Raw genomic sequence first — 22,435 nt, 5'->3', positions numbered from 1 at the left:
GCTGCGGCTGAGGGTTCGACGGGTCGCTGCGGCCAGCTGCCAGCCGCCTACTCCCCCAGCATCCACCGGTGCGGCGCGGCGAGCCGGTGCGCCTCCTCGGGGCCCCAGGAACCGGGTGCGTACGGGACCGGGTCGGGACGTTCGGGCCCCTGGAGCGGGGCGAACGCGGCGAAGGCGGCCCGCAGCCCCTCTGCCGTCGTGTAGAGCGAGCGGTCCCCGACCAGGGCGTCGTGGATGAGCGACGCGTACGGCGAGATCGGGTCCCCGCCAGGGACGTCGTCGAGCTCGAGCACCGCCTTGCCGGACGAGTAGCTCAGGTCCGGACCCGGGGTCTTGACCGTGATGCCGAGCTGGATCTCGCCGTCGCCGCTGAAGCAGATCTCGATGGTGTTCGGGGCGTCGAGCTTGTCGGCCAGCGGCCCGAACGGTGGCTTGAGCACGAGCGTGATCCGCTGCGTCTTGCGCGCCATGCGCTTGCCCGTGCGCAGCAGGAACGGCACGCCGCGCCAGCGCTCCGTGTCCACCCAGAGCCGGACGGCGGCGAACGTGTCCTGCGTCGAGTCCGGCGCGGCCCCCTCGATGTCCCGGTACCCCTCGAACTGGCCGAGGACGACGTCCTGCACCGGGTCCAGGGGGCGGAAGGCCCGCAGCACGGCCTCCCGGGCGGCGATGACCGACGCGGGGTCGCGCAGGTCCGTCGGCGGCTCCATCGCCACCTGCCCGGCCACCTGGAACAGGTGGGTGACGATCATGTCGAGCGCCGCCCCGGTGGCCTCGTAGAACGCGATGCGGTTCGCGACGTCGAGGTCCTCGGGCACGTCGATCTGCACCTGGTCGACGCTCGCGCGGGACCACTCCGAGCCGAAGAGCTGGTTGGCGAAGCGCAGGACGTAGATGGTCTGGACACCCTCCTTGCCCAGGAAGTGGTCGATTCGGAAGATCTGGTCCTCCGCGAGAACCTCCTTCACCGCGGCGTCGAGCTCCTCGAAGGACTCCAGCGACGTGCCGTACGGCTTCTCGAAGACGACCCGGGCGCCGTCGGCGAGCCCGTGCGCGCCCAGCCCGCGGGCGATCGGCGTGAACGCGACGGGCGGCACGGCGAGGAAGTGCAGGACGAGGGGCTCGCTGCCACTCTCGGCCACCAGCTCCTCGCGGACCTCCGCCAGCGTGCGAGGCAGAGCCCCCGGGTCGTCGGCGCTGAAGGTGCCGCCGCAGTACCGGAGCCACGAGCGGGTGGTCGCCCAGTCGGCCGGCCTGCCGGTGTCGGAGCCGTCGAGCGACGCCGCCACGCGGTCCCGGAACCCCTCGTCGTCGAGCTCCTCCGCCGCGCACCCGATCAGACGCCAGTGGTCCGGCATCAGGCCGCGGGAGTGCACCTCGTGGATGGCAGGCATCACCATGCGCCCGGCGAGGTCGCCGGTGGCGCCGAAGAGGACGATGACCACGGAGTCCGGCAGGGAGTGCCGTTCTGTCGGAGCGTTCACGCCGACAACCTACGCCGACGGACGGGGCCCGGCGCGCCGCCTCTGCCGTGCGGGCGTCCGGCGCGACACCGTCCCGCGGACGCGCACGCGGCAGGCATCCCGCTCCGTGGCGTGCCACGATCGTGCCCATGAGCGATGTCGAGCTGGACACCACCACCTCCCCGGACACCGTCGACGACCCACCCAGCCGGGCGCTGTGGGCCGAGCGCACCGGCACCCGCGCCTACACGGGACACAACGCCCGCGGCGCGCAGGTGCGCGTGGGCGACGGCGAGGGCGAGTTCACACCGGGCGAGCTGCTGCAGCTGGCCCTTGCCACCTGCAGCGGCCTCTCGGCGGACCACCGCCTCTCGCACGCCCTCGGCGCGGACTTCGCCGCGGCCATCGGGGTCGCGAACCAGAAGAACGAGGACGAGAACCGGTACGAGGCGCTGACCGTCGAGATCGTCACCGATCTCTCGGGCCTGGACGAGGCGACCCGCACGCGGACGCTCGAGCGGGCCGAGGCGGCCATCGAGCGGCACTGCACCGTCGGGCGGACGCTGGACGCCGGCGCGCCGCACACCATTCTCTTCACCGACGAGGTGGCCGGATGAGCGCGCGCAACGGTGCCGCGGCCTCCGTGCGCGACGAGCAGGACGTGCGCGGATCGGCGAGGCGGCGCAACGCCCCCGAGCGGCTCCTGGACCTGGCGGTCCGCCGGGCGTCGCGGGCGGACGAGCACGTGGCAGAGCTGCGCCGCTCGAACCCGGCTCTGAGCCCGGCGGAGCTCGTCGCGCTCCTCGAGAAGCGCTACCTGCGCCGCGCGTCCCGCCTCGGCGGCGCCGTGGGCGCCACAGCGGCGGTCCCGGGCGTGGGCACCGTCACCGCCCTCGGCCTCACCACCGTCCAGACGGTCGCGTTCCTCTCCGCCTCGGCCAACCACGTCATGGGCCTCGCCTCGATCCACGGGGTGCGGGTGGAGGACGTCGAACGACGTCGCACCCTCCTCCTCGCCGCACTCCTCGGCGAGGACGGCGCCGAGGCGATCTCGGGGCAGCTCGGTCTCGGCACGCTCTACTGGACCAAGGCGGCCATCACCAAGCTGCCGCTCGGCACCGTCCGCGCGGTGAACAAGGCCATCACCCACCGGCTCCTGCGGTGGGGGGCCGCCCGCGGCGGCGCGCTCGCGCTGGGGCGTCTCGCACCCTTCGGCGTCGGTGCCGTGATCGGCTACGCCGGCACCCGTGCCATGGCCAAGAACGTCATCGAGGGGACGCAGGCACTGTTCGGCCCGGCTCCGGCGACCTTCGCGGAGGCATGATGACGGCGGTGACCGTGCCGACGGTGCCGCTGGCGACGGCGGGCGGCACCGTTCCGGTCCCCCTGCTCGGGCTCGGCACCTGGCAGGCACGCGGCGACGAGGCGTACCGGGCGGTGCGGACGGCCCTCGACCTCGGCTACCGCCACCTCGACACCGCCACGATGTACGGCAACGAGGCGGAGATCGGCCGAGCCCTCGCCGACTCGGGCGTGGATCGTGACGAGCTCTTCATCACCACGAAGTGCCCGCCCGACCGCCTCGGGCAGGAGGACGCGACCCTCGAGCGGTCGCTGCGCGACCTCCGGCTCGACCGCGTCGACCTCTGGCTCGTGCACTGGCCGCCGCACGGCGAGGACGGCAGCGTGCGGATGTGGGAACGCTTCCTCGTCGCCCGCGAGCGCGGGCGGACGACCGCCGTCGGCGTCTCGAACTACTCCCCGGACCTCATCGACGAGCTGGTCCGAGCCACCGGCACCGGTCCCGCGATCGACCAGGTCCCCTGGAGCCCGACGGACCACGACCCCAAGCTGGTCGAGTCCCTCCGCGACCGCGGCGTCGTCCTCGAGGGGTACAGCCCGTTCAGGCGCACCGATCTCGACCATCCCACGCTCGCCCGCGTGGCGGACGCGCACGGCGCCACCGCGGCCCAGGTGGTGCTCGCCTGGCACCTCGGGCACGGGTACGTGGTCATCCCCAAGTCCGTGCGGGCGGAGCGCCTCGCGTCGAACCTCGCCTCCGTCGAGCTCGACCTGAGCGCGGAGGAGATCGCGGCGATCGACGCGCTCGGGTCCTGAGCCGGACGAAGGACCGTTCCCTCTGCGCGGGGAGCGTCCACCTCCGCCGCGTGAGCCGGAGAGGGTCCTCTGCGCGGGAGCCGTCACCGGCTCACGCGGCGGCCTCCCCGCCGTCGGTCACCCCCTGCCGCGCGGGCCGCGGGCCGGCCCGCAGGTGCGCGTCGATGCGCTCGGCCCACTCCCGCACCGCCGCGGGGTCCCTGAAGTCCCCCTCGGGCACGTGCGACGCGCGCACGATCAGCCGCTCGCTGTACTGCAGCTTGTGCAGGTCGAGCGCGCCGGGGAAGGTCCGGTGCTCGATCGCACCGGTCGCCGCGACGAGCCCGGCGACGTCGGGCTCCTCGTGCGGCAGCGGCGGGTCCCCCAGCGGGCCGGACGAGAAGAGCCAGACCGGTAGCCGCCGCAGGTCTGGCCCGAGCCTGTCCACCGCGTCCCGCGCCGTCTTGAGCCACATGCCGGCGTACACGGCGCTGCCCAGGACGACCGCCTCGATCCCTTGCAGGTCCTCGACCTCCTCGGGTGGCCGCAGGTCGCCCTCGTGGCCGCGGGCGGCGAGCCGCTCCGCGAGCAGCCCGGCGATCTCGGCCGTCGCACCGTGGCGGCTGGCCGCTGTCACGAGGATCTTCATGGCGACTCCTTCGACGTGCCAAGGATGCGGCATGCGGAGGTCAAAAGCCAGACCTCGGCGCCCTCAGTCCGGCAGGAACGGTCGACATCCGGGTGGTGGCCGGTGTCGCTCTCGATGTCCGCTTCCGCAGCCCCGCCGTGTCCCCGCCGCACCCCCCGGCCGTCCGCCGTGGCGCCCCCCCGACGCGCGCGACCAGGGCCTGCCTGCAGCGCCCGGCGACGGTCGCCGTGACGCCCGACGCGCACGATCAGGGCCTGCCCGCGCTGCGCGTCCGGCCTACCTCTCCCGCGCGAACTGACCGTCCCACCTGCGGGTTAATAAGACTTGAGCGTCACCGGCTCAACTTTTCGCCGTCAGCGATAGCCCTTAGCACTCGCAGTGGCTGAGTGCTAAAAATGAGGCACCGGCCGGGAGCTCGGTCGGCTGGTCCGGACCGTCCGGACCGACACTCATGGAGGCTGATCCCATGGCTACCCGCTACGACCCGTTCCGTGACATGGACCGCTGGCTCACCAACGCGATGCGCCAGGTCCCTTCCTCGCCCGGCATGCCCCTCGACCTCTTCCGCCAGGGTGAGAACTTCATCGCCCGCATGGACCTCCCCGGCGTCGACCCGTCCTCGATCGACATCGACGTCGAGGACCGCACCCTGACGGTGCGCGCCGAGCGCCGTTCCGACGTCGCCGAGGACGCCCAGTGGCTCTCGCACGAGCGCCCCACCGGCACGTTCGCACGCCAGCTCTCCCTCGGCAACGGCCTCGCACTCGACCGCATCGAGGCCTCCTACGCCGACGGCGTGCTGACCCTGACGATCCCGGTGGCCGAGGAGGCCAGGCCCCGCAAGATCCAGGTCAGCCACACGGCGAGCTCGGAGCCGGCGGCCGTCGAGCAGAAGGAGAGCGCGTCCGCCTAACCCCGCGTACCGCGGACCCGCCCGACGCCCACGCCGCGCCGGCGTGGGCGTCCTCACGTCTGCGGGCGCCCCACCCGCCGCCCCGCCGCCGTCACGCCCGCAGGTCCGCGGGTCCGCAGGTCCGCAGGGCCGCAGGGCCGCAGGGCCGCAGGGCCGCAGGGCCGCCTAGGATGCAGGGGTGACGTCCTCCCCCGCCGCCGCCCCGTCCGTCGCCGAGCCGCAGGAGAGCGCCGCCGGCGCTCGCGCTGTCAGCACCGCCTACGAAGACCTGCTGCGTCACGTCCTCGAGCACGGCACGCCCAAGAGCGACCGCACGGGGACGGGTACGCGGAGCGTCTTCGGCCACCAGATGCGCTTCGACCTCGCCGAGGGCTTCCCGCTGGTCACCACCAAGCGCGTGCACCTCCACTCGGTGGTCGGCGAGCTGCTGTGGTTCCTGCGCGGGGACTCCAACGTGCGGTGGCTGCAGGAGAACGGGATCCGGATCTGGAACGAGTGGGCCGCGGACGACGGCGAGCTGGGCCCGGTCTATGGCGTGCAGTGGCGCTCCTGGCCCACGCCCGACGGCGGGCACATCGACCAGCTGCAGCAGGTGCTCGAGACGCTGCGCACCAACCCCGACTCACGCCGCATCATCGTCTCCGCCTGGAACGTGGCCGACCTGGACAAGATGGCGCTGATGCCGTGCCACGCTTTCTTCCAGTTCTACGTGGCCGACGGGAAGCTGTCCTGCCAGCTCTACCAGCGCAGCGCCGACCTGTTCCTCGGCGTGCCGTTCAACATCGCCTCCTACGCGCTGCTCACCCACATGGTCGCCCAGCAGACCGGCCTCGAGGTGGGGGACTTCGTGTGGACCGGCGGGGACTGCCACATCTACGACAACCACGTCGAGCAGGTCCGCGAGCAGCTGGCCCGCGCCCCGTTCCCGTTCCCCACCCTCAAGCTGCGGAGGGCGCCGTCGCTCTTCGAGTACGGCTTCGACGACGTCGAGGTCGTGGGCTATCGGCACCACCCCGCCATCAAGGCGCCGGTCGCCGTCTAGTGCTCGGCCTCATCTGGGCCCAGGCCCACGACCGCGTGATCGGCGCCCACGGCACGATGCCCTGGCACCTGCCGGAGGACCTCAGGCATTTCCGCAGCACCACCTCGGGCGCGACGGTCGTCATGGGACGGGCGACCTGGGAGTCGCTCGACCCGCGCTACCGACCTCTTCCGGGGCGCCGGAACATCGTCCTCTCACGCCGCCCCGGCTTCGTCGCCGACGGCGCGGAGACGGCCACGACGCTCGACGAGGCGCTCGCCATGGCGGGCGACGGGGACGTGTGGGTCATCGGCGGCGGGCAGCTCTACGCCGAGTCGATCGACCGGGCGGACCGCCTCGAGGTGACCGACATCGACCTAGCGGTCGACGGCGACACCCGCGCCCCCGTGGTCGACGACCGGGAGTGGGAGGTCGCGGCCGCCGACCCCGACCGGGGCTGGCACGCCTCCGCCGGCGGGCTGCGGTACCGCTTCACCACGCTGGTCCGGGCAAACCAAGCCGAAGGGCCGACCACCACCGCGCAGCGGTGACGGCCGGCACCGTGCCGGGTGCGACGGTGACGACCGGCCCCCGGGTGCGACGTCGGCTCAGGCCGCGGCGCGGATCTCGATGAGGTTGTTCCACGGGTCGTTGACCCGCAGGACCGCGCCGTCGTGCCGCGTCGGCACCCCGTGGGCCACGAGCCGGGCGTTGACCGAGGCGACCTGCTCGGTGGTGGGCACCACGATGTCGACCGTTCCCAGCCCCAGGGCCGGCACGCGCGGGCCTGCGCCGGCGCTGTTCCAGGTGTTCATCGCCATGTGGTGGTGGTAGCCGCCCGCGGAGACGAAGAGCGCCTGGCTGCCGTAGGTCGTCGTCTCCTCGAAGCCCAGCCGGTCCACGTAGAAGTCGCGGGCGGTGGCGACGTCGCCCACCTGCAGGTGCACGTGCCCGACGACCGCGCCGGCCAGGGCCGGGGTGGAGATGGTCGGCCGCTCCGCCGTCGCGATGAGCTCGCGGGCGTCGTCGGTCAGGTGATCGGCGAGGAAGCGGTTCGGGTCGAGCCACTTCGTGCCCATCTTGACCTGACCGTCGGTCCACTCCCAGGAGCTGCGGGGGCGGTCGAAGTAGAGCTCGACGCCGTTGCCCTCGGGGTCGGTGAAGTAGAACGCCTCGGAGACGTCGTGGTCGCCGGCGCCCGCGTAGGTGCCCGGGGCCTTGACGGCGACGGACGCCAGAGCGGCGGCGAGGGCGGCGCGCGACTCGAAGAGGATCGCGGTGTGGAACAGGCCGGCGCTCCGAGGCGAGCCAGGAGGCAGCGACGGGTCGTGGCGCAGCAGGAGCAGCTCGACGCCGTGCCGCCCGAGGATCACCTCGTTGCCCTCGGCCCGCATGACGTCGAGCAGGACGATGTCGCGGTAGTAGCGGGTCATGAGGTCGAGGTCGCCGACCAGGAGCGTCACGGTCCCCATGGAGGTCTCGGCGGGCAGGAGCTCGTCGGCTCGACGGCTCGACACGGGTGCGGCGTGGCTGCTGGTGGCGCTCATGGGATTCCCCTCGGGTCGGTGGGTGCTGGCTTCCACGGTACAAGTAGTTGACACTTCAACTCAATAGGTTGGGACCTTGTTCCCACGTGAGCCGCGTCTCGTCCCGCTCGACCTGACCCTGGTCGTCCCGTTCGAGCCGTCCCCGTCCATCTGGGGCCTCGACCCGAGGACCTCGACGCGAGGGCCTCGACTCCCGGAGCCTCGACGCGAGGGCCTACCCGGGGGCCTCGACTGGGACCGCCGCGACGATCGGCCGCTCCGGCCCCCACGGGAACCGCGGGCCGCAGGTCCGCCCGCGCCCCCGCTCCCGCTCCCGGGTATGAAGAAGGCCCGCACGCTGAGCGTGCGGGCCTTCTTCGTCAACTACCTCGTGGTAGCGGGGGCAGGATTTGAACCTGCGACCTCCGGGTTATGAGCCCGGCGAGCTACCGAGCTGCTCCACCCCGCGTCGGTATGTACAGATTACGTCGCCGTGGACCGCCGGTGCAAACCGGCCGGGCGTGCGCTCGGTCACAGCCGGTCGCCGGCGTTGCCCCCACCGACGACGGAGGCCGCCCGCACCGGCGGACGGCCCCCGTCTCGAGGTGTTGGCTCAGCCCTCGGTGGGCTGCTCCGTCGCACCGTCGGCCGGAGCCTCGGTGGCGGCGCCGTCCGGCGTCTCCCCCGCGGCCTGGGCGATCTCGTCCTCGGCGGCGAGCGCCGCCGAGATGGCCGCGCTGAGCCGCTCCTGCGCCTCGCCGTACGCGGTCCAGTCCCCCTCGGCCAGGGCGGCGTTGCTGTCGGCGAGCGCCTCCTGCGCGTCCGCCAGCGCCCGCGTCAGGCGCTCCTGGGCCGCAGCCGGCACCTCGGTGGTGCCATCCGGCTCGGTCCCGCCGTCGGTCGGCTCCTCGCCCGGCTGGACGTCGGCGTCGCCCGCCTCGGCCCCGGAGTCCCCGCCGAAGACCTCGTCGAGGGCCTCGTCGAGGGTGGAGGCGAACCCGATCTCGTCACCGAACGAGACGAGCACGCGCTGCAGGAGCGGGTAGGACGTGCCCGCCGCGGACTGGACGTACACCGGCTGGACGTACAGCAGGCCGCCACCGACCGGCAGCGTCAGCAGGTTGCCCAGCTGGACGTTCGAGTTGCCCTGGCGCAGCAGGTTGAGCTCGGAGGAGACCGCCGGGTTGGAGTTGAAGTTGTTCTGGACCTGGCCGGGACCGGGGACGGTGACGTCCGAGGGCAGCTCGAGCAGCCGCATCGTCCCGTACCCGTCGCGGACCTCGCCCTCGGCGTCGCCGGTCTCGGAGTCGACCGCCAGGAAGCCGGTGAGGATGTTGCGGTCCGTGTTACCGCCCGGGATGAAGCTGGACGTCAGCGAGAAGCGGGCGTCCTCCTGGCCGGGCATCTGCATCGTGAGGTAGAACGGCGGCTGCTGGACACCGGTCGCGACCGTGGGGTCGGTGGGGATGTTCCAGAAGTTGGAGCCGGAGTAGAACGATGCGGCGTCGGTGACGTGGTACTCGGTGAGCAGCGTCCGCTGGACCTTGAAGAGGTCCTCCGGGTAGCGCAGGTGGCTCATCAGGTCCCCGCTGATCTCCGTCATCGGGGTGATGTGCTCGGGGAAGATGTTCTCCCAGGTCTGCAGGATCGGGTCCTGGTCGTCCCACTCGAAGAGCGTGACCTCACCGTCGTAGGCGTCGACCACGGCCTTGACGGAGTTGCGGATGTAGTTGACCTGCTCGGGCAGCGCGCCGACGGTGACCGGCTGGCCGTTGGCGTCGACGATGGAGTCCGTCGTCGCCTCCTCGAGGGACTCACGCGCCGAGTACGGGTAGTCGTTCGTGGTGGTGTAGCCGTCCACGATCCAGACGAGGTCCTTGGGGGTCGACTCGTCCCCGTCCATGTCGACCACCGCCGGGTACGCGCGGTTGTCGAGGGTGAGGTACGGCGCCACCTTGGCCACGCGCTGGTGCGGGTCGCGGTCGAAGAGGATCTGCGACTCCTCGGTCACCCGGTCGGAGAAGAGGATCTGCATGTCGCCGAACTTCAGGGCGTAGAGCAGCTTCTGGAAGAAGTTGCCGACCGACGGGCCGCCGTCTCCGGTGTAGGTGGTGTTCACGGCGCTGTTCTCGGCGTCGTCGTCGGGGTAGTCGAGCTCCCACGGGTCGGTGCCCTCGGGTGCGCCGACGATCGAGTACTGAGGGCTGTTCTGCCCGAAGTAGACGCGCGGCTCGTACTCGCCCAGCTCACCCACTGAGGGGATGCCCTGCTGGAAGAACGCCGGGCGGCCGTCGGCGCTGGTGGTGTTGCCGTACGCGGCGACGACGCCGAAGCCGTGGGTGTAGACGGTGTGGTCGTTGATCCACGTGCGCTGGTCCGCCCCGAGTCCGTCCTGGTTCAGCTCGCGCACGGCGATGACGGTGTCCCGCTTCTCGCCGTCGATGTCGTACCGGTCCACGGACAGCGTCGTCGGGAAGCCGTAGTACTGCCGGTTCTGCTGCAGCTGGTTGAACGTCGGGGAGACGATGTTCGGGTCGAGCAGGCGGATGGAGGCGGTGGACTGGCTGTCCTCGCGGAGCTGGCCGGCCTCGGCCTCGGTGGTGGCCGAGTAGGTCTCCACCTCGACGTCCTCGAGACCGTAGGCGGCGAGCGTGGCGTCGATGTTGCGCTGGATGTACGGCCGCTCGACGGTCTGCGCGTTGGGCTCGACCTGGAAGCGCTGGATGACGGCCGGGTAGGCGGTGCCCACCACCAGGGCGGAGACGATCATGACCGCGATGCCGGCGACCGGGACCGTCCAGGAGCCGCGGAAGGCGGCCACGATGAAGAGGACGACGACGACGAGCGCGATGGCCGCGAGGATCGCCTTGGCGGGCAGGTTGGCGTTGATGTCCGTGTAGGAGGCCCCGGCGAAGCGGGTGTTCTCGCCCACCAGCATCGAGTAGCGGTCGAGCCAGTAGCTGACCGCGATGAGCAGCACGAAGACGGCGGCCAGCACCGACAGGTGCACCCGGGCCGCCGGCGAGACCTTCTGCTGGCGCGGCGCCAGCGAGATGCCGCCGTAGAGGTAGTGGGTGATGAGCGCGGCGACGGCGGAGAGGAAGACGACGGTCATGAGGAACGAGACCACCGCCCGCACGACCGGCAGCGTGAACACGAAGAACGCGATGTCCATGTCGAACTGCGGGTCGGTCTCGCCGAAAGGCACCTGGTTCAGCGCCGTGAGGACCGGACGCCACATCCCGCTGAGCGAGGACCCGGCGAAGAGGCCGAGCACCACGGGCGCCCCGATCATGATCAGACGGCGCAGCGGCTCGATGCTCTCCCGGTACCGGTCGAGGTTGCGCTCCTCGGGCGTCGTCGGCGGGTAGACCTGCCGGCGCGCGTAGGCGAGATGGAGGTTCAGCCAGACGGCCCCTCCCATGAGCACGAAGCCGATCGCGAAGAGGACGGCGCGGGTGACCCACTCACGCACGAGGACGTCGGTGAACCCGAGCTGGCTGTACCACTGCACCTCGGTCCACACCTGGGCCGCCGCCATGACCAGCGCCGCGAGGACGCCCAGCACGACGAGGGTGGGCACGAGGGCGCCGCGGCGGCGGGGGGCAGGCGCGGGTCCTGATGTACGTGGGGCGGATGCGAACGTCACTGAGCACCTTCGAGTCGTCGTGCAGCTGTCTTGTCGTGGCTTCGGTTCCAGGGGTTCCACGTCCATCCGCACAACGCCCCGGCCTGCTCCAAGGTTCCCACAACCGCCGGAGGCATGGAGAAACGGTCCGGTCACGATGCGGGTTTCCGATCACGCGCGGGGCGGCGCAATGATGGAGGCATGAGCGACGAGCAGCCCGTCCCCGACGGCCCCACCGCCCGCGAGCGCGCCCTGCGGCTGGCGGTGGACGACATCGAGCGGCACGTCTCCTCCCTGGGGTGGGACGGGCCGGTGTTCGTCTTCGCGCTGGTCCGCACGGCCGGCGCGATCGCGGCGACGCCGTCGCTCGCCCAGGAGCTGCCGTCCGAGGCGGTCCTCGCCGCCCAGGACGACCCCGAGCACCTGACCAGCATCGAGCAGGACGGTCTGCCGGAGGCGTCGACGATCGAGGAGCTGCTCGGTCAGCTCGCGTGGCCCGACGAGGTCGACGGGGCCGCGATCGTCGTCGAGCGGATGGTGGTCCCGCCGGAGGCGGAGCAGGGCATGCCCGAGGATCCGCAGGCCGCGGTGGAGTACCTGATGGGTCACCCGGAGCGTCAGGACGTCCGGATGGCCGCAGGGGTGCTCCGGACCGGAGAGTCCTGGTGCGCGCTGCGCAGCCGCAGCCACGACTTCGACGACGCCGTCGCGGGCTCCCCCGACGCCGTGCCCGGGCTCGTCGAGGCGCTCCGCGCGACGCTGGCCTGACCGGCCCCGCCCGGACCAGCCAACCCAGCCCCGCCCACAAGCACCGCCCGGGCCCGCCCGGCCCGGCCCCGGCGCGAGCTCGCGGGTCTGCCTGGTCGGACGGCCGACGGTGGTGGTCCGGTGGTCCGGTGGTCCGGTCAGCCGGCCTCGCAGGTCGGGAGCGATGCGCCGTCGCCGGAGCCGATGGCCTCGACGGCGTCGCGCGCCTCGCCCAGGGTGCCGACCCGCACCACCCGCAACCCGTCCGGCACGTGCCCGACGACCTCGCCGCAGTTTCCCTGCGGCGCGAGGAACCACTCGGCGCCGGCGCGGGTGGCCCCGGCGAGCTTCTGCCGGATCCCGCCGATGGCGCCGACCTCGCCGGCGAGGTTCACGGTCCCCGTGCCGGCGATCTTCTCCCCGCCGGTCATCTCGCCGGGTGTCAGGCGGTCGATGATCCCCAGCGCGAACATCGTCCCCGCGCTCGGGCCGCCGATGTTGTCGATGTCGAAGTCGATGTCGACCGGGAGCTCGACCTCCGGGTCCAGGACCACGCCGAGGAGCGATCCCTGCCGTGCCTCGTCCGGGTCGGCGGCGGTCCCGGGGTGGCTCATGGTCGCCACGGTCAGGTCCGTCGGCTCGCCGTCGCGCAGGACGCCGAGAGTCACCGGCGCGCCCGCCTCCGTGCGCGAGAGGACGGCGGCGAGGTCGGAGAACGCCTCCACCTCGGTGCGCTCCTCCCCCTCGGGCTGGATCGACGCGATCACGTCCCCCTCCTCGACCACGCCCTCGGCCCCGGACCCGGGCGCGACGTCCCTGACGGTGAGGACCATGGGGACGTCGTACCCGAGCTCCTCGAGGGCGGCCACCGTGGCGTTGTCCTGCGAGGAGGCCATCTGCGCCGTCGACTGCTCGTCGATCTCCTCGCGCGTGGTGCCGTCCGGGAAGACCGCCTCCACCGGCATCACCACCTCCTCCTCGTCCAACCAGCCGGCGACGACGTCGGCTGCGGTGACGGGATAGCCCGGTCCCCCGATGACCGAGACGGTGGTGAGGCGGAGCTCGCCCGAGGTCGGGTAGGTCTCGGCGCCGTCGATCTGGATGAGCGGTTCGCCGTCGGCCTCCCCGAGGGTGTTCACGGTCGGCCCGGGCCGCTGGACGGCGTAGGGCAGGGGCACGAGCATGATCACCAGCAGCAGCGCCGAGAGCAGGGCCCCCGAGACGACCATGGTGACCGCGCGACGCGAGACGTACGGCTCGTCAGGCTCGGCGTGCCCGTCCTCCGGTTCCCGGTGCGGAGCGGCCTGCTGCGCCGTCGTAGCCCGCCAGCCGGGCCGCGCCGGCTCCGCGGGGACGGGATCCGCGTTCGCCGTCGTCCCGAGGTCTGAGGGCCGTGGGACGCCCACCCTCCCGGCGGGCGAGGGCGGTACGGGACGACGGTCGTGACCGGTCCGGCCGGTGCCCTGCTCGCTCACCGGGTCATCATGCCGCACGAGGCTGGGTGTTCCCTGGGGGCGTCCGGCGTCGCTGCGCCCTCAGCGAACCAGCGGCCACGGAGGCCGCCCCGCCGCTGCAGAGGCGCGTCGCGGCCGGTTACCGTTGAGGCCCGCCACCGTCAGGAGCTGTCATGAGTCAGGACCCCACCCGCCCGGAGGGCGGCGAGCCCAACAGCTGGGAGGAGCTGCTCCGATCGATGATGGGCCCCGCCGCCGCCGAGGAGGCGATGCGGGCGATGCGGGCGTCCGGTCTGGACCCTGAGGCGATGTCCCAGGCGGCCGGGCTCCCGGCGGACCGCAACCAGCTGATGATGATGATCGGGCAGATGCAGCAGCTGCTCGCCTCGGGCGGCGGCGACCCGGTCAACTGGCGCCTCGCCCACGACCTCGCCCGCCAGACGGCCCACGCCGGCGGCGATCCCTCCGTGAGCGCCGCCGAGGCCGAGCGCGTGCGCTCCACCCTGTCCGTGGCCGACCTGTGGCTGGACACCGCCACGGAGCTCGGGCCCGCGGGCGGCCGTCAGGAGGCGTGGAGCCGCGCCGACTGGGTGGAGCGAACGCTGCCGACGTGGAAGCGGCTCTCGGAGCCGGTGGCCACGTCCGTCTCCCAGGCGCTGGTCGAGACCATCGAGGCCCAGGCGGAGCACCTGCCGCCCGAGGTTCAGGCGATGGCGGCGCAGATGGGCCCGGTCCAGGGGATGCTGCGCCAGCTCGGCAGCGCGGTCTTCGGGATGCAGGTGGGGCAGGCCGTGGGCACGCTCGCCCGCGAGGCGTTCGGCACCGCCGACACCGGGCTGCCGCTGGTGGAGGAGCCGACGGCGGCGCTCGTGCCCGCCAACGTCGCCGACTTCGCGGAGGGCCTGGACGCCCCGGCGGAGGAGGTGCGACTGTTCCTCGCCGTCCGCGAGGTCGCGCACGCCAGACTTTTCGCCCAGGTGCCGTGGCTGCGGGCGCATCTGCTCGGCATCGTCGAGTCCTACGCCCGCGAGATCACCATCGACACGGACGCGATGGAGGAGGCGGTCCGCGGGATCGACCCGACCGACCCGGAGCAGCTGCGTGAGGCGTTCTCGGGCGGGGTGTTCGCGCTCGAGCAGTCCCCGGCGCAGCGTGCCGCGCTCGTGCGCCTCGAGACGGCGCTCGCGCTGGTCGAGGGCTGGGTCGAGGAGGTCACCGCGCAGGCGGTCGCACCTCACCTCCCCCACGCCGTGCCGCTGCGCGAGATGCTGCGGCGTCGGCGCGCGAGCGGAGGCCCGGCGGAGCAGACGTTCGCCACGCTCGTCGGGCTCGAGCTGCGTCCGCGCCGCCTGCGCGAGGCGTCGACCCTGTGGGCGACGCTCGGGGCCGAACGGGGTACCGCGGAGCGTGACGCCCTGTGGTCCCACCCGGACCTGATGCCCACGCCTGAGGAGCTGGACGACCCCAGCGGTTTCGTCGCCGCCCGCCGCGCCGCCCGCGCTGCCGAGGAGGATGTCGACGCCGCGCTGGCGGCGATGCTCGACGGAACGCTTGCCGACGGCGGAGCTGGCGGGGACGTCGACGACGCGCCGGCCCAGCCGGAGAGCGACGCGGGAGGCCCGGGGCCCGACGGCGGCCCGGACGACACCGGAGACCGCCCGGCACGCTGAGCGTGCGCTGCTGCGGTTCTGGCACGGCCTGGTTCGAGGGGACCCAACGGTGACCTGTGGATTGCGCCTGCGCCCGTCGGAGCGTCCGTGCCACAGTCCGTCCCACCAGAGGTGAGACGGGGGCGAGATGCGGTTACGGCCGGGACTGACGGTGCTCTGGCGCCGCAAGGGCGAGAGCCAGGTGGGGGTCGACCCGCGGTGCGCCGTCGTCCTGGAGGAACTGACGCCGGGTGAGCAGCACGTCCTCGACCACCTGCGGCACGACCCGACCGAGGCGGACCTCATCCGGGTCGGCCGTGCGTCAGGGGTAGCCCCCGAGCGTGTCCGCGAGCTGGTTGCGCTGCTGCGCCGGTCCGGGGTCCTCGATCCGGATCAGCGTCCGCGACCACCCGGTTCCGCCGTCACGCCGGACGAGGCGTACTGGTCACGCCTGCTGCCCGACGGCGACGGCGCGGCGCTCATGGCGCGCCGGGCGGCGGCCGCGGTAGCCGTGGTGGGTCTGGACCAGGTGGGCATGCGGATCGCGATGCATCTCGCCGAGGCGGGCGTGGGGACCCTGCTGCTGGAGGACGAGACGCTGGTGCGCCCGTCCGACGTCGGGCCTTACCACCCGCGGGACGTCGGCGGACCTCGCGGGGCACGGGCCGAGGCAGTGCTGCGCTCCACCTTCCCCCAGCTGCGGACGACGGCACGGGCGGCGGCGCGCCCCGACGTCCTGGTGGCAGTCTCCACCGGGGTGGCCGACCCCGTGCGGCTCCTCCCCCTGGTCCGCGAGGACGTCGTCCACCTGCCTGTCGTCGTCGGAGAGGTGGACGTCGCGGTCGGCCCGCTGGTCGTCCCGGGCGAGGGACCCTGCACCCGGTGCCTGGACCTGCACAGGACCGACGCGGACCCGGCCTGGCCGGCCCTGGCCACCCAGCTGCGAGCGTCACCGCCGCCCCTCGCGGCGACGCACCTCGGGCAGCTCGGGTCCGCGGTGGCGGCGAACCAGGTCCTCGCGGCGGTCGACGGCCGGGAGCTCGTGGTGGACCGGGCGAGCGTCGAGATCGGGATGAGCCCTCTGCCCGTCATCCGGCCGTGGGGCGTGCATCCCGGGTGCGGCTGCTCCGGGGTCGGTGTCGACGTGCCGGTCGGGCCGCGCGGCGCCGCGGCGCCACCGGAGGTCGAGACCGGAAGTGACCGGGACCCGAGCGAGGGAGCGCCGGCCAGGCGGGTGCCCACACCCGCCTGACCGTGCTCCTGGCATCTCCCGGTTCTGGGTCGCTGCCTCGGGCAAGCCGCCGAGCGCTCCCGCCTCGGGCGAGCCGCCGAGCGGTCCCCGCCCTCGGGCGAGCCGCCGAGCACGAGTCTCAGGCGGCCGCTTCGTCCTTCCGCGGGCGCCCTCGGCCGCGCTTGCGCGCGACGACGACGCCGTCGACGAACACCTCGCCACCCCAGACTCCCCACGGCTCCCGACGCTCGAGGGCGCCGGCCAGGCACGCCTCCCGCACCGGGCACTCACGGCACAGCGCCTTGGCCGCCTCGACGTCGGCGGTGCGCTCGGCGAACCACAGGTCGGTGTCCTCCGCGGTCTGGCACGGGGTCGCCGGCGCGCCGCTGCGGGACGGGGTGGAGAGGACCCCCCAGCCGGCCTCACCGTCGAAGGGTGCCGCGACTGACCTGGACTGGGTCTCGGGCCAGGTGACGGATGATCCCTGGCTGATCTGGTCGAGTAGAGCCGTGAGCTGCACAGCTGCTCCTGTTGAGTCGTTCTCTGTCCGGGGGCTGAGGGGGCCTCGGGACGTCGTCCAAAGACGACGGCCGCGGTCCCGATCGGGATCGCGGCCGGAGCGTGCAGCTCGGTGTCGAGCTACGTCCGGGAGGCGATCCTCAGGGTGGTGCCGATGAGCCGGGTGCGTCGGCGCAGGCCGGCCACGGCGGTGCCGAGGGCAGACGGGTACCCGGGCACGGCGGACGTGGGCGCCATCGCGCAGGCGGCGTTCACGGCGAAGACGTTGTTGATCACTCTCGGGCACCTCCCTCAGCTGCTGGGATCCTTGGTGCTGGCTAGGCAGGATCCGGTCGACTCGGACAGGAAAGAACACTAGACCCGGCGCGAGAGCACGGGCAATCCTTTTTTCGGGGGATATTTCCGGTGTGTTCCTCATCCTCCGGGATGAGACATTTCGGGCCTTCCTCACCCCGGCGACACGCCCGGGGCCAACTTCCCGGCACGGGGCTCACGTTCGTCACCGCCCGGCGTGAGGGGCGCGCGCCGTTCACGCCCCGCTCGTCCCGGGCGTCCCGGAGACGGCTCAGCGGGCCAGCCACTCCTGGACGTCGACGTCCTCACCCCGGACCACCGCGAGCACCTGGCCCCCGTACGCCTCGAGCTTGGTCGCACCGATGCCCCGGAGGACGGCCAGCTGTCGCAGGTCCTTTGGCTTCGAGGTGGCGATGGCCTGCAGGGTGGTGTCGTGCAGGACCGTGTAGGCAGGCTTGCTGATCGCAGCGGCCACCTGCCCGCGCCAGGACCGCAGTCGCTCGAAGAGCTCGGCGTCGGCGGGGTTGTCCTCGAGGAAGCCCGTCGTCCGCGCCCTGGCGGCCGCACGGCGCGAGACACCGCCGCGCCCGCCGGGTCCGTCGTCGGGCCACACCCCGTCGAGGAACCGGGAGCGCTTGCGCGAGGCCCGTCCCCCGACGGTGCGGGCGCGCGCGAAGGAGAGCTGCAGGTGCTCGCGCGCCCGCGTGACCCCGACGTAGAGCAGGCGCCGCTCCTCCTCGACGGCGTCGTCGCCCTCTGCCAGGGAGATGGGGAGCAGGCCCTCCGAGACGCCGATGAGGAAGACGGCGTCCCACTCGAGGCCCTTGGCTGCGTGGAGGCTCGCCAGCGTCACCCCTGCGACGGTGGGTGCGTGCTGCGCGGACATGCGCTCGTCGAGCTCCGCGACGAGCCCAGCCATGTCAGCGCTGCGGGTGCGGTGCAGCTCGTCAGCCAGGCTGACGAGCGAGTTGAGCGACTCCCAGCGCTCCCGCGCCGCGCCGCGCGCCGCCGGCGGCGACGGTGCCCAACCGACCGAGGCCAGCACGTCCCGGACGGCCTCGGGCATCGGCTGCTCGACGCTCGAGCGCACAGCCCCGCGCAGCATGACGATCGCCTCGCGCACCTCGCGACGGGAGAAGAAACGCTCGCCGCCACGGACGAGGTAGCCGATCCCGGCGTCCGCGAGCGCCTGCTCGATGGCCTCGGACTGCCCGTTGGTGCGGTAGAGGACGGCGATCTCGCTGAGCGGGACGCCCTCCTTCTCCAGGGCGGCGATGCGCTCGGCGACACCGCGCGCCTCGGCAAGATCGTCGTCGTACGTCTCGAAGCGGACCGGCGCCGACGACGGACGCTGAGCCACCAGCTCGACAGCGGCCGCGTTGCGGTGCCGGCCCGCACGGGCGAGCACCTTGTTCGCGAGGTCGACGACCTGAGGGGTCGACCGGTAGTCGCGCACGAGGCGCACGACTGGCGCACCCTCGAACTTCCGTGGGAAGTCGGTGAGGAACGCCGGGGTCGCCCCGGTGAAGGAGTAGATCGTCTGGGAGACGTCGCCGACGACGCAGAGCTCCCGGCGTCCCCCGAGCCAGAGGTCGAGGAGTCGCTGCTGGAGCGGGGAGACGTCCTGGTACTCGTCGACGACGAAGTGCCGGTACTGGGTGCGGACCTGGGCGGCGACGTCGTCCCGCTCGAGGAGGATTCCGACGAGCAGGAGGAGGACATCCTCGAAGTCGATGACCCCGCGTTCGTTCTTGACGTCCTCGTACACGCTCAGCAGGCGCGCGATGGTGGCGTGGTCGTGGCCGCCGACCGCCTCGCGCCCGGCCCGCGCCGCCCGGGCCACGTAGTCGTCGGGGGTGATGAGGGACACCTTCGCCCACTCGACCTCGCTGGACAGGTCCCGGATGGCGGTGCGGTCGGCCCCGAGGCCGAGCCGGCCGGACGCCTCCGCGACCAGGGACGCCTTGTGCTCGGCGATGCGGGGAACCTGGCCGCCCACCGCCGTCGGCCAGAAGAAGGACAGCTGGCGAAGGGCCGCCGCGTGGAAGGTGCGTGCCTGCACGCCGCCGACACCGAGATCGCGCAGCCGCGAGCGCATCTCGCCCGCCGCGCGCGCCGTGAAGGTCACCGCGAGCACGGTCTGGGGGTTGTAGACGCCGGAGAGGACACCGTTGGCGATGCGGTAGGTTATGGCGCGCGTCTTGCCGGTGCCGGCGCCGGCGAGCACGCACAGGGGGCCCGTGAGGTGCTCGGCCACGGCACGCTGGTCGTCGTCGAGCGCGGCCAGCAGTTCTTCGGTACTCGTACTCATCAGTGCCAGTGTCTCAGCCCCCGGCGACACCGGGGCCGCCGATCCCCATGTCCGGAGCGCACGATCGGCCGCGACGGCGGTCGTCCGCTGGCGTACGCCGCCTCGAACGACGCGGGTCTGCGCGACGCCCACTCCCCCGGAGGTTCGAGCGTGCCCGACGCCTCACCCTCCCGCGTCGGCGCTCCGAGCGTGCCCGACGCCGCTATCCCGAGCGTGCCCGATGCCACTATCCGGCCAAGCGGGTCCGGGAAGAATCGGAACGGTCCGGGCGTTACGCCAATATTGGGCGACGAGACGCCCCGCGCGGACGAGAGGAGCACTCATGACGGCTCAGGCACCCGAGACCGGCACGATCACGATGTACTCGACCACCTGGTGCGGCTACTGCCGCCGGCTGAAGACCCAGCTGGACCGCGAGGGCATCGGCTACAACGAGGTCAACATCGAGGAGGACGAGGCGTCGGCGTCGTTCGTCGAGTCGGTCAACAACGGTAACCAGACCGTCCCCACGGTGGTGTTCCCGGACGGGTCGGCCGCGACGAACCCCTCGCTCGCTGAGGTCGTGGAGCGGCTCAAGAGCTGAGGCTCTGCACGAACGCCAGGCCCCGCGCACCGAACAGGTGCGCGGGGCCTGCTCCGTCGCGGACACGCTTCGCTCGGCACATGGCGGGCCGCCGTTCGGGCGGGGGGCGCGTGTGCGGGTGAACGTGCGCCACGACGCGGTCGGTCGCTCGCGTCCCGGCGACCGTAGGCCCGTCCGGCTCAGGCGGTGGGCACCGTCGGCAGCGGTCCGCCGAACCACTCCTCGATGAGGGCGCGCGCGATCGAGGACCGCATGGGCAGCAGGATGTCGCCTGCGCGCACGGCCGCGGCGAGCTCGTCCCGGCTGAAGAAGCGCGCCTCGGTGATCTCGACGCCGTCGACCCGGATCTCGCCGTCGGAGCGGTCGGCGAGCCGGGCACGGAAGCCGAGCATGAGCGAGGCGGGGAAGGGCCAGGGCTGCGAGGCCACGAACTCGACCGAGCCCACTTCGAGCCCCGCCTCCTCCATCACCTCTCGGGCCACCGCAGCCTCGATCGACTCACCAGGCTCCACGTACCCGGCGAGCGTGGAGAAGCGTCGTTCCGGCCAGTGGGCGGCGTGGCCGAGGAGGACACGGTCGTCCTTGTCGGTGACCAGCATGATCACGGCGGGGTCGGTGCGCGGGTAGTGGAGCGAGCCGTCAGCAGTGCATCGGCGCACCCAGCCGGCGTCGATCACCTCGGTCGGCTCACCGCAGCGGGGACAGCGGGGGTGGCGAACGTGCCAGGCGCTGAGCGCGACGGCCGTGGTGGCGAGCCCTGCGTCCCGGTCGTCGAGCGCGTCGCCGACATCTCGAAGGTGGCTGAAGTCGAGCGTCGCCACGAGGTCGACGAGGCCGGCGTCCTCCATGACGGGCACACCGTCAAGGTCACGCTCCTCGCCCAGGTGTTCGGGGAGCGTGAGCGCCAGGTAGGCGGCCCCGTCGTCCCGCCCGAGATAGACCACGTGGTCGGCCGCCCAGACATCCCCCGGAATCTCGGCCGGCGCTCGGAGGTCGAGGGCCGCGGCGCGTGTCGCCACGAGACCGCGCTGGACGAGCAGCACCTTCGTGGTGGGATCTGCCAGCAGTCTGGGCACGAGCCCGTCGACCGGGCGAGAGACGGCGTCGGGATCGACGGTGGACCGGGCGAGCGGGAGGACGTCGTGCACGGGGCCACCGTACGGCGTCAGGAGGAGCCGCGGCACGACCGATCCGCCAGCTCGCGGTCTCACGGCTCAAGGGCTCACGGTCCAGGACCCACGACCCACGACCCACGACCCACGACCCACGACAAGAATCTGCCAGCCGGACCGAGAACGGCAGTGCGCGGCTTCTCCGGCGAGATCATGATCTTGCTTGGCGACACTTGTTGGCGACTGCTCCACGTGCACAGAACAGGTGGAGCGACGACGGACGGGGCAAACCGTGGATGACGGCGTGACGGACGACGGAAAGACCAACGACAGGCTCACCGCATGGATGGACGGCTACCGACGGGCCTGGAATTCCAACGACCCAGCAGAGATAGGCGCATTGTTCAGCGACGGTGCGACCTACCGAACCGAGCCCTACGTCGAGCCGGCGCGAGGGCGCCGAGCGATTGTGGAGAAGTGGCTCGAGCTCCAGGACGAACCGGGCCAGACGACGTTCTCGTGGCAACCGCTGGTCGTGACGGCTGATGTGCAGGTCATCGAGGCGAGGACGGAGTACCTCACCGATCCGCCGCGCGTCTACAGCAACCTGTGGGTGCTGCGGCTCGACGGCGACGGCAGGTGTCACGAGTTCACTGAGTGGTACATGGAGCATCCGACACCTGGCTGACCTGGGGCGTTGTGCACGATCAGAGCGGCGAGCACGGTTCAGCCGCTTGGCGCGCTGCGTGTGGTGGCTTCAATCTCGCTGCCGTCCCGGCGGAGAAAGACCCACCTACGCTGTCTTCGTTCGATGGTGATGCGGTGCTGGTGCACGTGGTCGTGGTGGGCCCAGCAGAGCAGGACGCCGAGCTTGACGCTGGTGGAGCCGAACTGTTCCCACCACCAGACGCTGTGGTGGATCTCGCCCTCGCCGGGCGGGGCGTCGCAGTCCGGGTACTGGCAGTGCTTGTCGCGGGCGATGATCGCCCGGGTCTGGGCGGCGGTGAAGATCCGCTGCTCCCGGCCCACGTCCAGGACCTCCGAGTCCGGGCCGAAGACCACCCGGTGCACCGCACCGGTGCAGGCCAGGCGCGCCAGCAGGGCCGGCGAGAGCGGACTGCCGTCCTCGAACGTCGCCGGGGCGACCTCACCCATCACGGCGGAGTCCAGATCCGCACCGATCACCGCCTCCGGCAGCACCTGCCCGCAGCCGCACAACCCGTCACCCTCAGTAGAAC

At 72.5% G+C, this 22,435-nt stretch carries 21 protein-coding genes and 1 tRNA gene; 11 read left to right on the top strand and 11 right to left on the bottom strand.

Translation table 11 applies throughout. The features are described 5' to 3' along the window. Nucleotides 1-47: 47 nt before the first annotated feature. Entirely contained in the window at nt 48-1,484 is a 1,437-nt protein-coding gene (locus tag KZX45_RS17765) for a glucose-6-phosphate dehydrogenase (RefSeq protein WP_248259093.1), read from the bottom strand. A gap of 128 nt (nt 1,485-1,612) precedes the next feature. Here KZX45_RS17765 and KZX45_RS17760 point away from each other — a divergent pair, with 128 nt between their 5' ends. The 3 genes from KZX45_RS17760 to KZX45_RS17750 are packed head-to-tail and all read left to right on the top strand — an operon-like array spanning nt 1,613 to nt 3,581. Then, nucleotides 1,613-2,080, top strand: coding sequence for an OsmC family protein (locus KZX45_RS17760; protein ID WP_248259092.1), 468 nt, complete (start codon nt 1,613-1,615; stop codon nt 2,078-2,080). Next, on the top strand, nt 2,077-2,787 hold the full coding sequence (locus tag KZX45_RS17755; RefSeq protein WP_248259091.1) for a hypothetical protein: 711 nt from the start codon (nt 2,077-2,079) through the stop codon (nt 2,785-2,787). Before KZX45_RS17760 ends, KZX45_RS17755 begins: the two co-directional genes overlap by 4 nt. Further along, nucleotides 2,787-3,581 (top strand): aldo/keto reductase, encoded by a 795-nt coding sequence (locus KZX45_RS17750; RefSeq protein WP_248259090.1) that lies wholly within the window; start codon nt 2,787-2,789, stop codon nt 3,579-3,581. Before KZX45_RS17755 ends, KZX45_RS17750 begins: the two co-directional genes overlap by 1 nt. A gap of 91 nt (nt 3,582-3,672) precedes the next feature. Here the strand turns inward: KZX45_RS17750 and KZX45_RS17745 are convergent, their stop codons facing one another. Next, on the bottom strand, nt 3,673-4,209 hold the full coding sequence (locus KZX45_RS17745) for a flavodoxin domain-containing protein (protein WP_248259089.1): 537 nt from the start codon (nt 4,207-4,209) through the stop codon (nt 3,673-3,675). 466 nt (nt 4,210-4,675) lie between these two features. Here KZX45_RS17745 and KZX45_RS17740 point away from each other — a divergent pair, with 466 nt between their 5' ends. The 3 genes from KZX45_RS17740 to KZX45_RS17730 all read left to right on the top strand — a co-directional run bounded on the left by KZX45_RS17740 (nt 4,676) and on the right by KZX45_RS17730 (nt 6,694). Beyond that, nucleotides 4,676-5,122, top strand: a complete 447-nt coding sequence (locus KZX45_RS17740) for an Hsp20/alpha crystallin family protein (protein WP_248259088.1) — start codon at nt 4,676-4,678, stop codon at nt 5,120-5,122. A gap of 268 nt (nt 5,123-5,390) precedes the next feature. Beyond that, complete coding sequence (locus KZX45_RS17735; RefSeq protein ID WP_248259131.1) at nt 5,391-6,164, top strand: thymidylate synthase; 774 nt, start codon at nt 5,391-5,393, stop codon at nt 6,162-6,164. Next, nucleotides 6,164-6,694, top strand: a complete 531-nt coding sequence (locus tag KZX45_RS17730) for a dihydrofolate reductase (RefSeq protein ID WP_308221766.1) — start codon at nt 6,164-6,166, stop codon at nt 6,692-6,694. Before KZX45_RS17735 ends, KZX45_RS17730 begins: the two co-directional genes overlap by 1 nt. Before the next feature lie 57 nt (nt 6,695-6,751). Here KZX45_RS17730 and KZX45_RS17725 read toward each other — a convergent pair whose 3' ends face one another. From KZX45_RS17725 to KZX45_RS17715, 3 genes are all read right to left on the bottom strand, one after another. Next, a complete protein-coding gene (locus KZX45_RS17725) occupies nt 6,752-7,690 on the bottom strand; it encodes a VOC family protein (protein WP_248259087.1) in 939 nt (312 codons plus the stop codon). A gap of 371 nt (nt 7,691-8,061) precedes the next feature. Then, nucleotides 8,062-8,138 (bottom strand) — tRNA-Met (locus KZX45_RS17720). A 144-nt stretch (nt 8,139-8,282) separates the two neighbouring features. Beyond that, nucleotides 8,283-11,318, bottom strand: a complete 3,036-nt coding sequence (locus KZX45_RS17715; protein WP_374112613.1) for a UPF0182 family protein — start codon at nt 11,316-11,318, stop codon at nt 8,283-8,285. 180 nt (nt 11,319-11,498) lie between these two features. Between KZX45_RS17715 and KZX45_RS17710 the strand changes: the two genes are divergently transcribed. Then, nucleotides 11,499-12,065: a PPA1309 family protein gene (locus tag KZX45_RS17710; protein WP_248259085.1), complete on the top strand. Its 567-nt coding sequence runs from the start codon at nt 11,499-11,501 to the stop codon at nt 12,063-12,065. 137 nt (nt 12,066-12,202) lie between these two features. Here the strand turns inward: KZX45_RS17710 and KZX45_RS17705 are convergent, their stop codons facing one another. Then, nucleotides 12,203-13,519, bottom strand: a complete 1,317-nt coding sequence (locus tag KZX45_RS17705) for a S16 family serine protease (protein WP_248259084.1) — start codon at nt 13,517-13,519, stop codon at nt 12,203-12,205. Between the two features lie 152 nt (nt 13,520-13,671). Between KZX45_RS17705 and KZX45_RS17700 the strand changes: the two genes are divergently transcribed. Next, nucleotides 13,672-15,168 carry a zinc-dependent metalloprotease gene (locus tag KZX45_RS17700; RefSeq protein ID WP_248259083.1) on the top strand — a complete coding sequence of 499 codons (1,497 nt, stop codon included), beginning with the start codon at nt 13,672-13,674 and terminating at the stop codon, nt 15,166-15,168. Nucleotides 15,169-15,295: 127 nt separating this feature from the next. Then, nucleotides 15,296-16,399 carry a thiamine biosynthesis protein ThiF gene (locus KZX45_RS17695; protein ID WP_248259082.1) on the top strand — a complete coding sequence of 368 codons (1,104 nt, stop codon included), beginning with the start codon at nt 15,296-15,298 and terminating at the stop codon, nt 16,397-16,399. Nucleotides 16,400-16,517: 118 nt separating this feature from the next. On the opposite strand, the gene KZX45_RS20410 is transcribed toward KZX45_RS17695, so the two are convergent. From KZX45_RS20410 to KZX45_RS17680, 3 genes are all read right to left on the bottom strand, one after another. Continuing rightward, nucleotides 16,518-16,898: a WhiB family transcriptional regulator gene (locus KZX45_RS20410; protein ID WP_308221765.1), complete on the bottom strand. Its 381-nt coding sequence runs from the start codon at nt 16,896-16,898 to the stop codon at nt 16,518-16,520. 119 nt (nt 16,899-17,017) lie between these two features. Next, nucleotides 17,018-17,173: a hypothetical protein gene (locus tag KZX45_RS17685; protein ID WP_248259081.1), complete on the bottom strand. Its 156-nt coding sequence runs from the start codon at nt 17,171-17,173 to the stop codon at nt 17,018-17,020. Nucleotides 17,174-17,462: 289 nt separating this feature from the next. Continuing rightward, the gene (locus tag KZX45_RS17680; RefSeq protein ID WP_248259080.1) at nt 17,463-19,502 is read right to left on the bottom strand and encodes an ATP-dependent DNA helicase UvrD2; all 2,040 of its coding nucleotides are present in this window, start codon (nt 19,500-19,502) and stop codon (nt 17,463-17,465) included. Nucleotides 19,503-19,824: 322 nt separating this feature from the next. Here KZX45_RS17680 and KZX45_RS17675 point away from each other — a divergent pair, with 322 nt between their 5' ends. Continuing rightward, nucleotides 19,825-20,085 carry a mycoredoxin gene (locus KZX45_RS17675; protein ID WP_248259079.1) on the top strand — a complete coding sequence of 87 codons (261 nt, stop codon included), beginning with the start codon at nt 19,825-19,827 and terminating at the stop codon, nt 20,083-20,085. Between the two features lie 179 nt (nt 20,086-20,264). On the opposite strand, the gene nudC is transcribed toward KZX45_RS17675, so the two are convergent. Continuing rightward, nucleotides 20,265-21,233, bottom strand: a complete 969-nt coding sequence (nudC, locus tag KZX45_RS17670; protein WP_248259078.1) for an NAD(+) diphosphatase — start codon at nt 21,231-21,233, stop codon at nt 20,265-20,267. A 256-nt stretch (nt 21,234-21,489) separates the two neighbouring features. Between nudC and KZX45_RS17665 the strand changes: the two genes are divergently transcribed. Continuing rightward, entirely contained in the window at nt 21,490-21,885 is a 396-nt protein-coding gene (locus tag KZX45_RS17665; RefSeq protein ID WP_248259077.1) for a nuclear transport factor 2 family protein, read from the top strand. A 38-nt stretch (nt 21,886-21,923) separates the two neighbouring features. Here KZX45_RS17665 and KZX45_RS17660 read toward each other — a convergent pair. Next, on the bottom strand, nt 21,924-22,435 hold a 512-nt coding region (locus tag KZX45_RS17660), incomplete at its 5' end, for a DUF222 domain-containing protein (RefSeq protein WP_248259076.1).

The sequence above is a fragment of the Georgenia sp. EYE_87 genome (assembly GCF_023148685.1).
Lineage (GTDB): Bacteria > Actinomycetota > Actinomycetes > Actinomycetales > Actinomycetaceae > Georgenia.
This window is presented reverse-complemented; position numbering and strand designations above follow the sequence as displayed.

Excerpts from the sequence above, each read along its gene's own strand:
- KZX45_RS17710 (WP_248259085.1), top strand. The coding sequence starts at position 11,499 with ATGAGCGACGAGCAGCCCGTCCCCGACGGCCCCACCGCCCGCGAGCGC.
- KZX45_RS17740 (WP_248259088.1), top strand. The coding sequence starts at position 4,676 with ATGGCTACCCGCTACGACCCGTTCCGTGACATGGACCGCTGGCTCACC.
- KZX45_RS17725 (WP_248259087.1), bottom strand. The coding sequence starts at position 7,690 with ATGAGCGCCACCAGCAGCCACGCCGCACCCGTGTCGAGCCGTCGAGCC.
- KZX45_RS17760 (WP_248259092.1), top strand. The coding sequence starts at position 1,613 with ATGAGCGATGTCGAGCTGGACACCACCACCTCCCCGGACACCGTCGAC.
- KZX45_RS17695 (WP_248259082.1), top strand. The coding sequence starts at position 15,296 with ATGCGGTTACGGCCGGGACTGACGGTGCTCTGGCGCCGCAAGGGCGAG.
- KZX45_RS17750 (WP_248259090.1), top strand. The coding sequence starts at position 2,787 with ATGACGGCGGTGACCGTGCCGACGGTGCCGCTGGCGACGGCGGGCGGC.
- KZX45_RS17745 (WP_248259089.1), bottom strand. The coding sequence starts at position 4,209 with ATGAAGATCCTCGTGACAGCGGCCAGCCGCCACGGTGCGACGGCCGAG.
- KZX45_RS17755 (WP_248259091.1), top strand. The coding sequence starts at position 2,077 with ATGAGCGCGCGCAACGGTGCCGCGGCCTCCGTGCGCGACGAGCAGGAC.
- KZX45_RS17700 (WP_248259083.1), top strand. The coding sequence starts at position 13,672 with ATGAGTCAGGACCCCACCCGCCCGGAGGGCGGCGAGCCCAACAGCTGG.
- KZX45_RS17680 (WP_248259080.1), bottom strand. The coding sequence starts at position 19,502 with ATGAGTACGAGTACCGAAGAACTGCTGGCCGCGCTCGACGACGACCAG.
- KZX45_RS17675 (WP_248259079.1), top strand. The coding sequence starts at position 19,825 with ATGACGGCTCAGGCACCCGAGACCGGCACGATCACGATGTACTCGACC.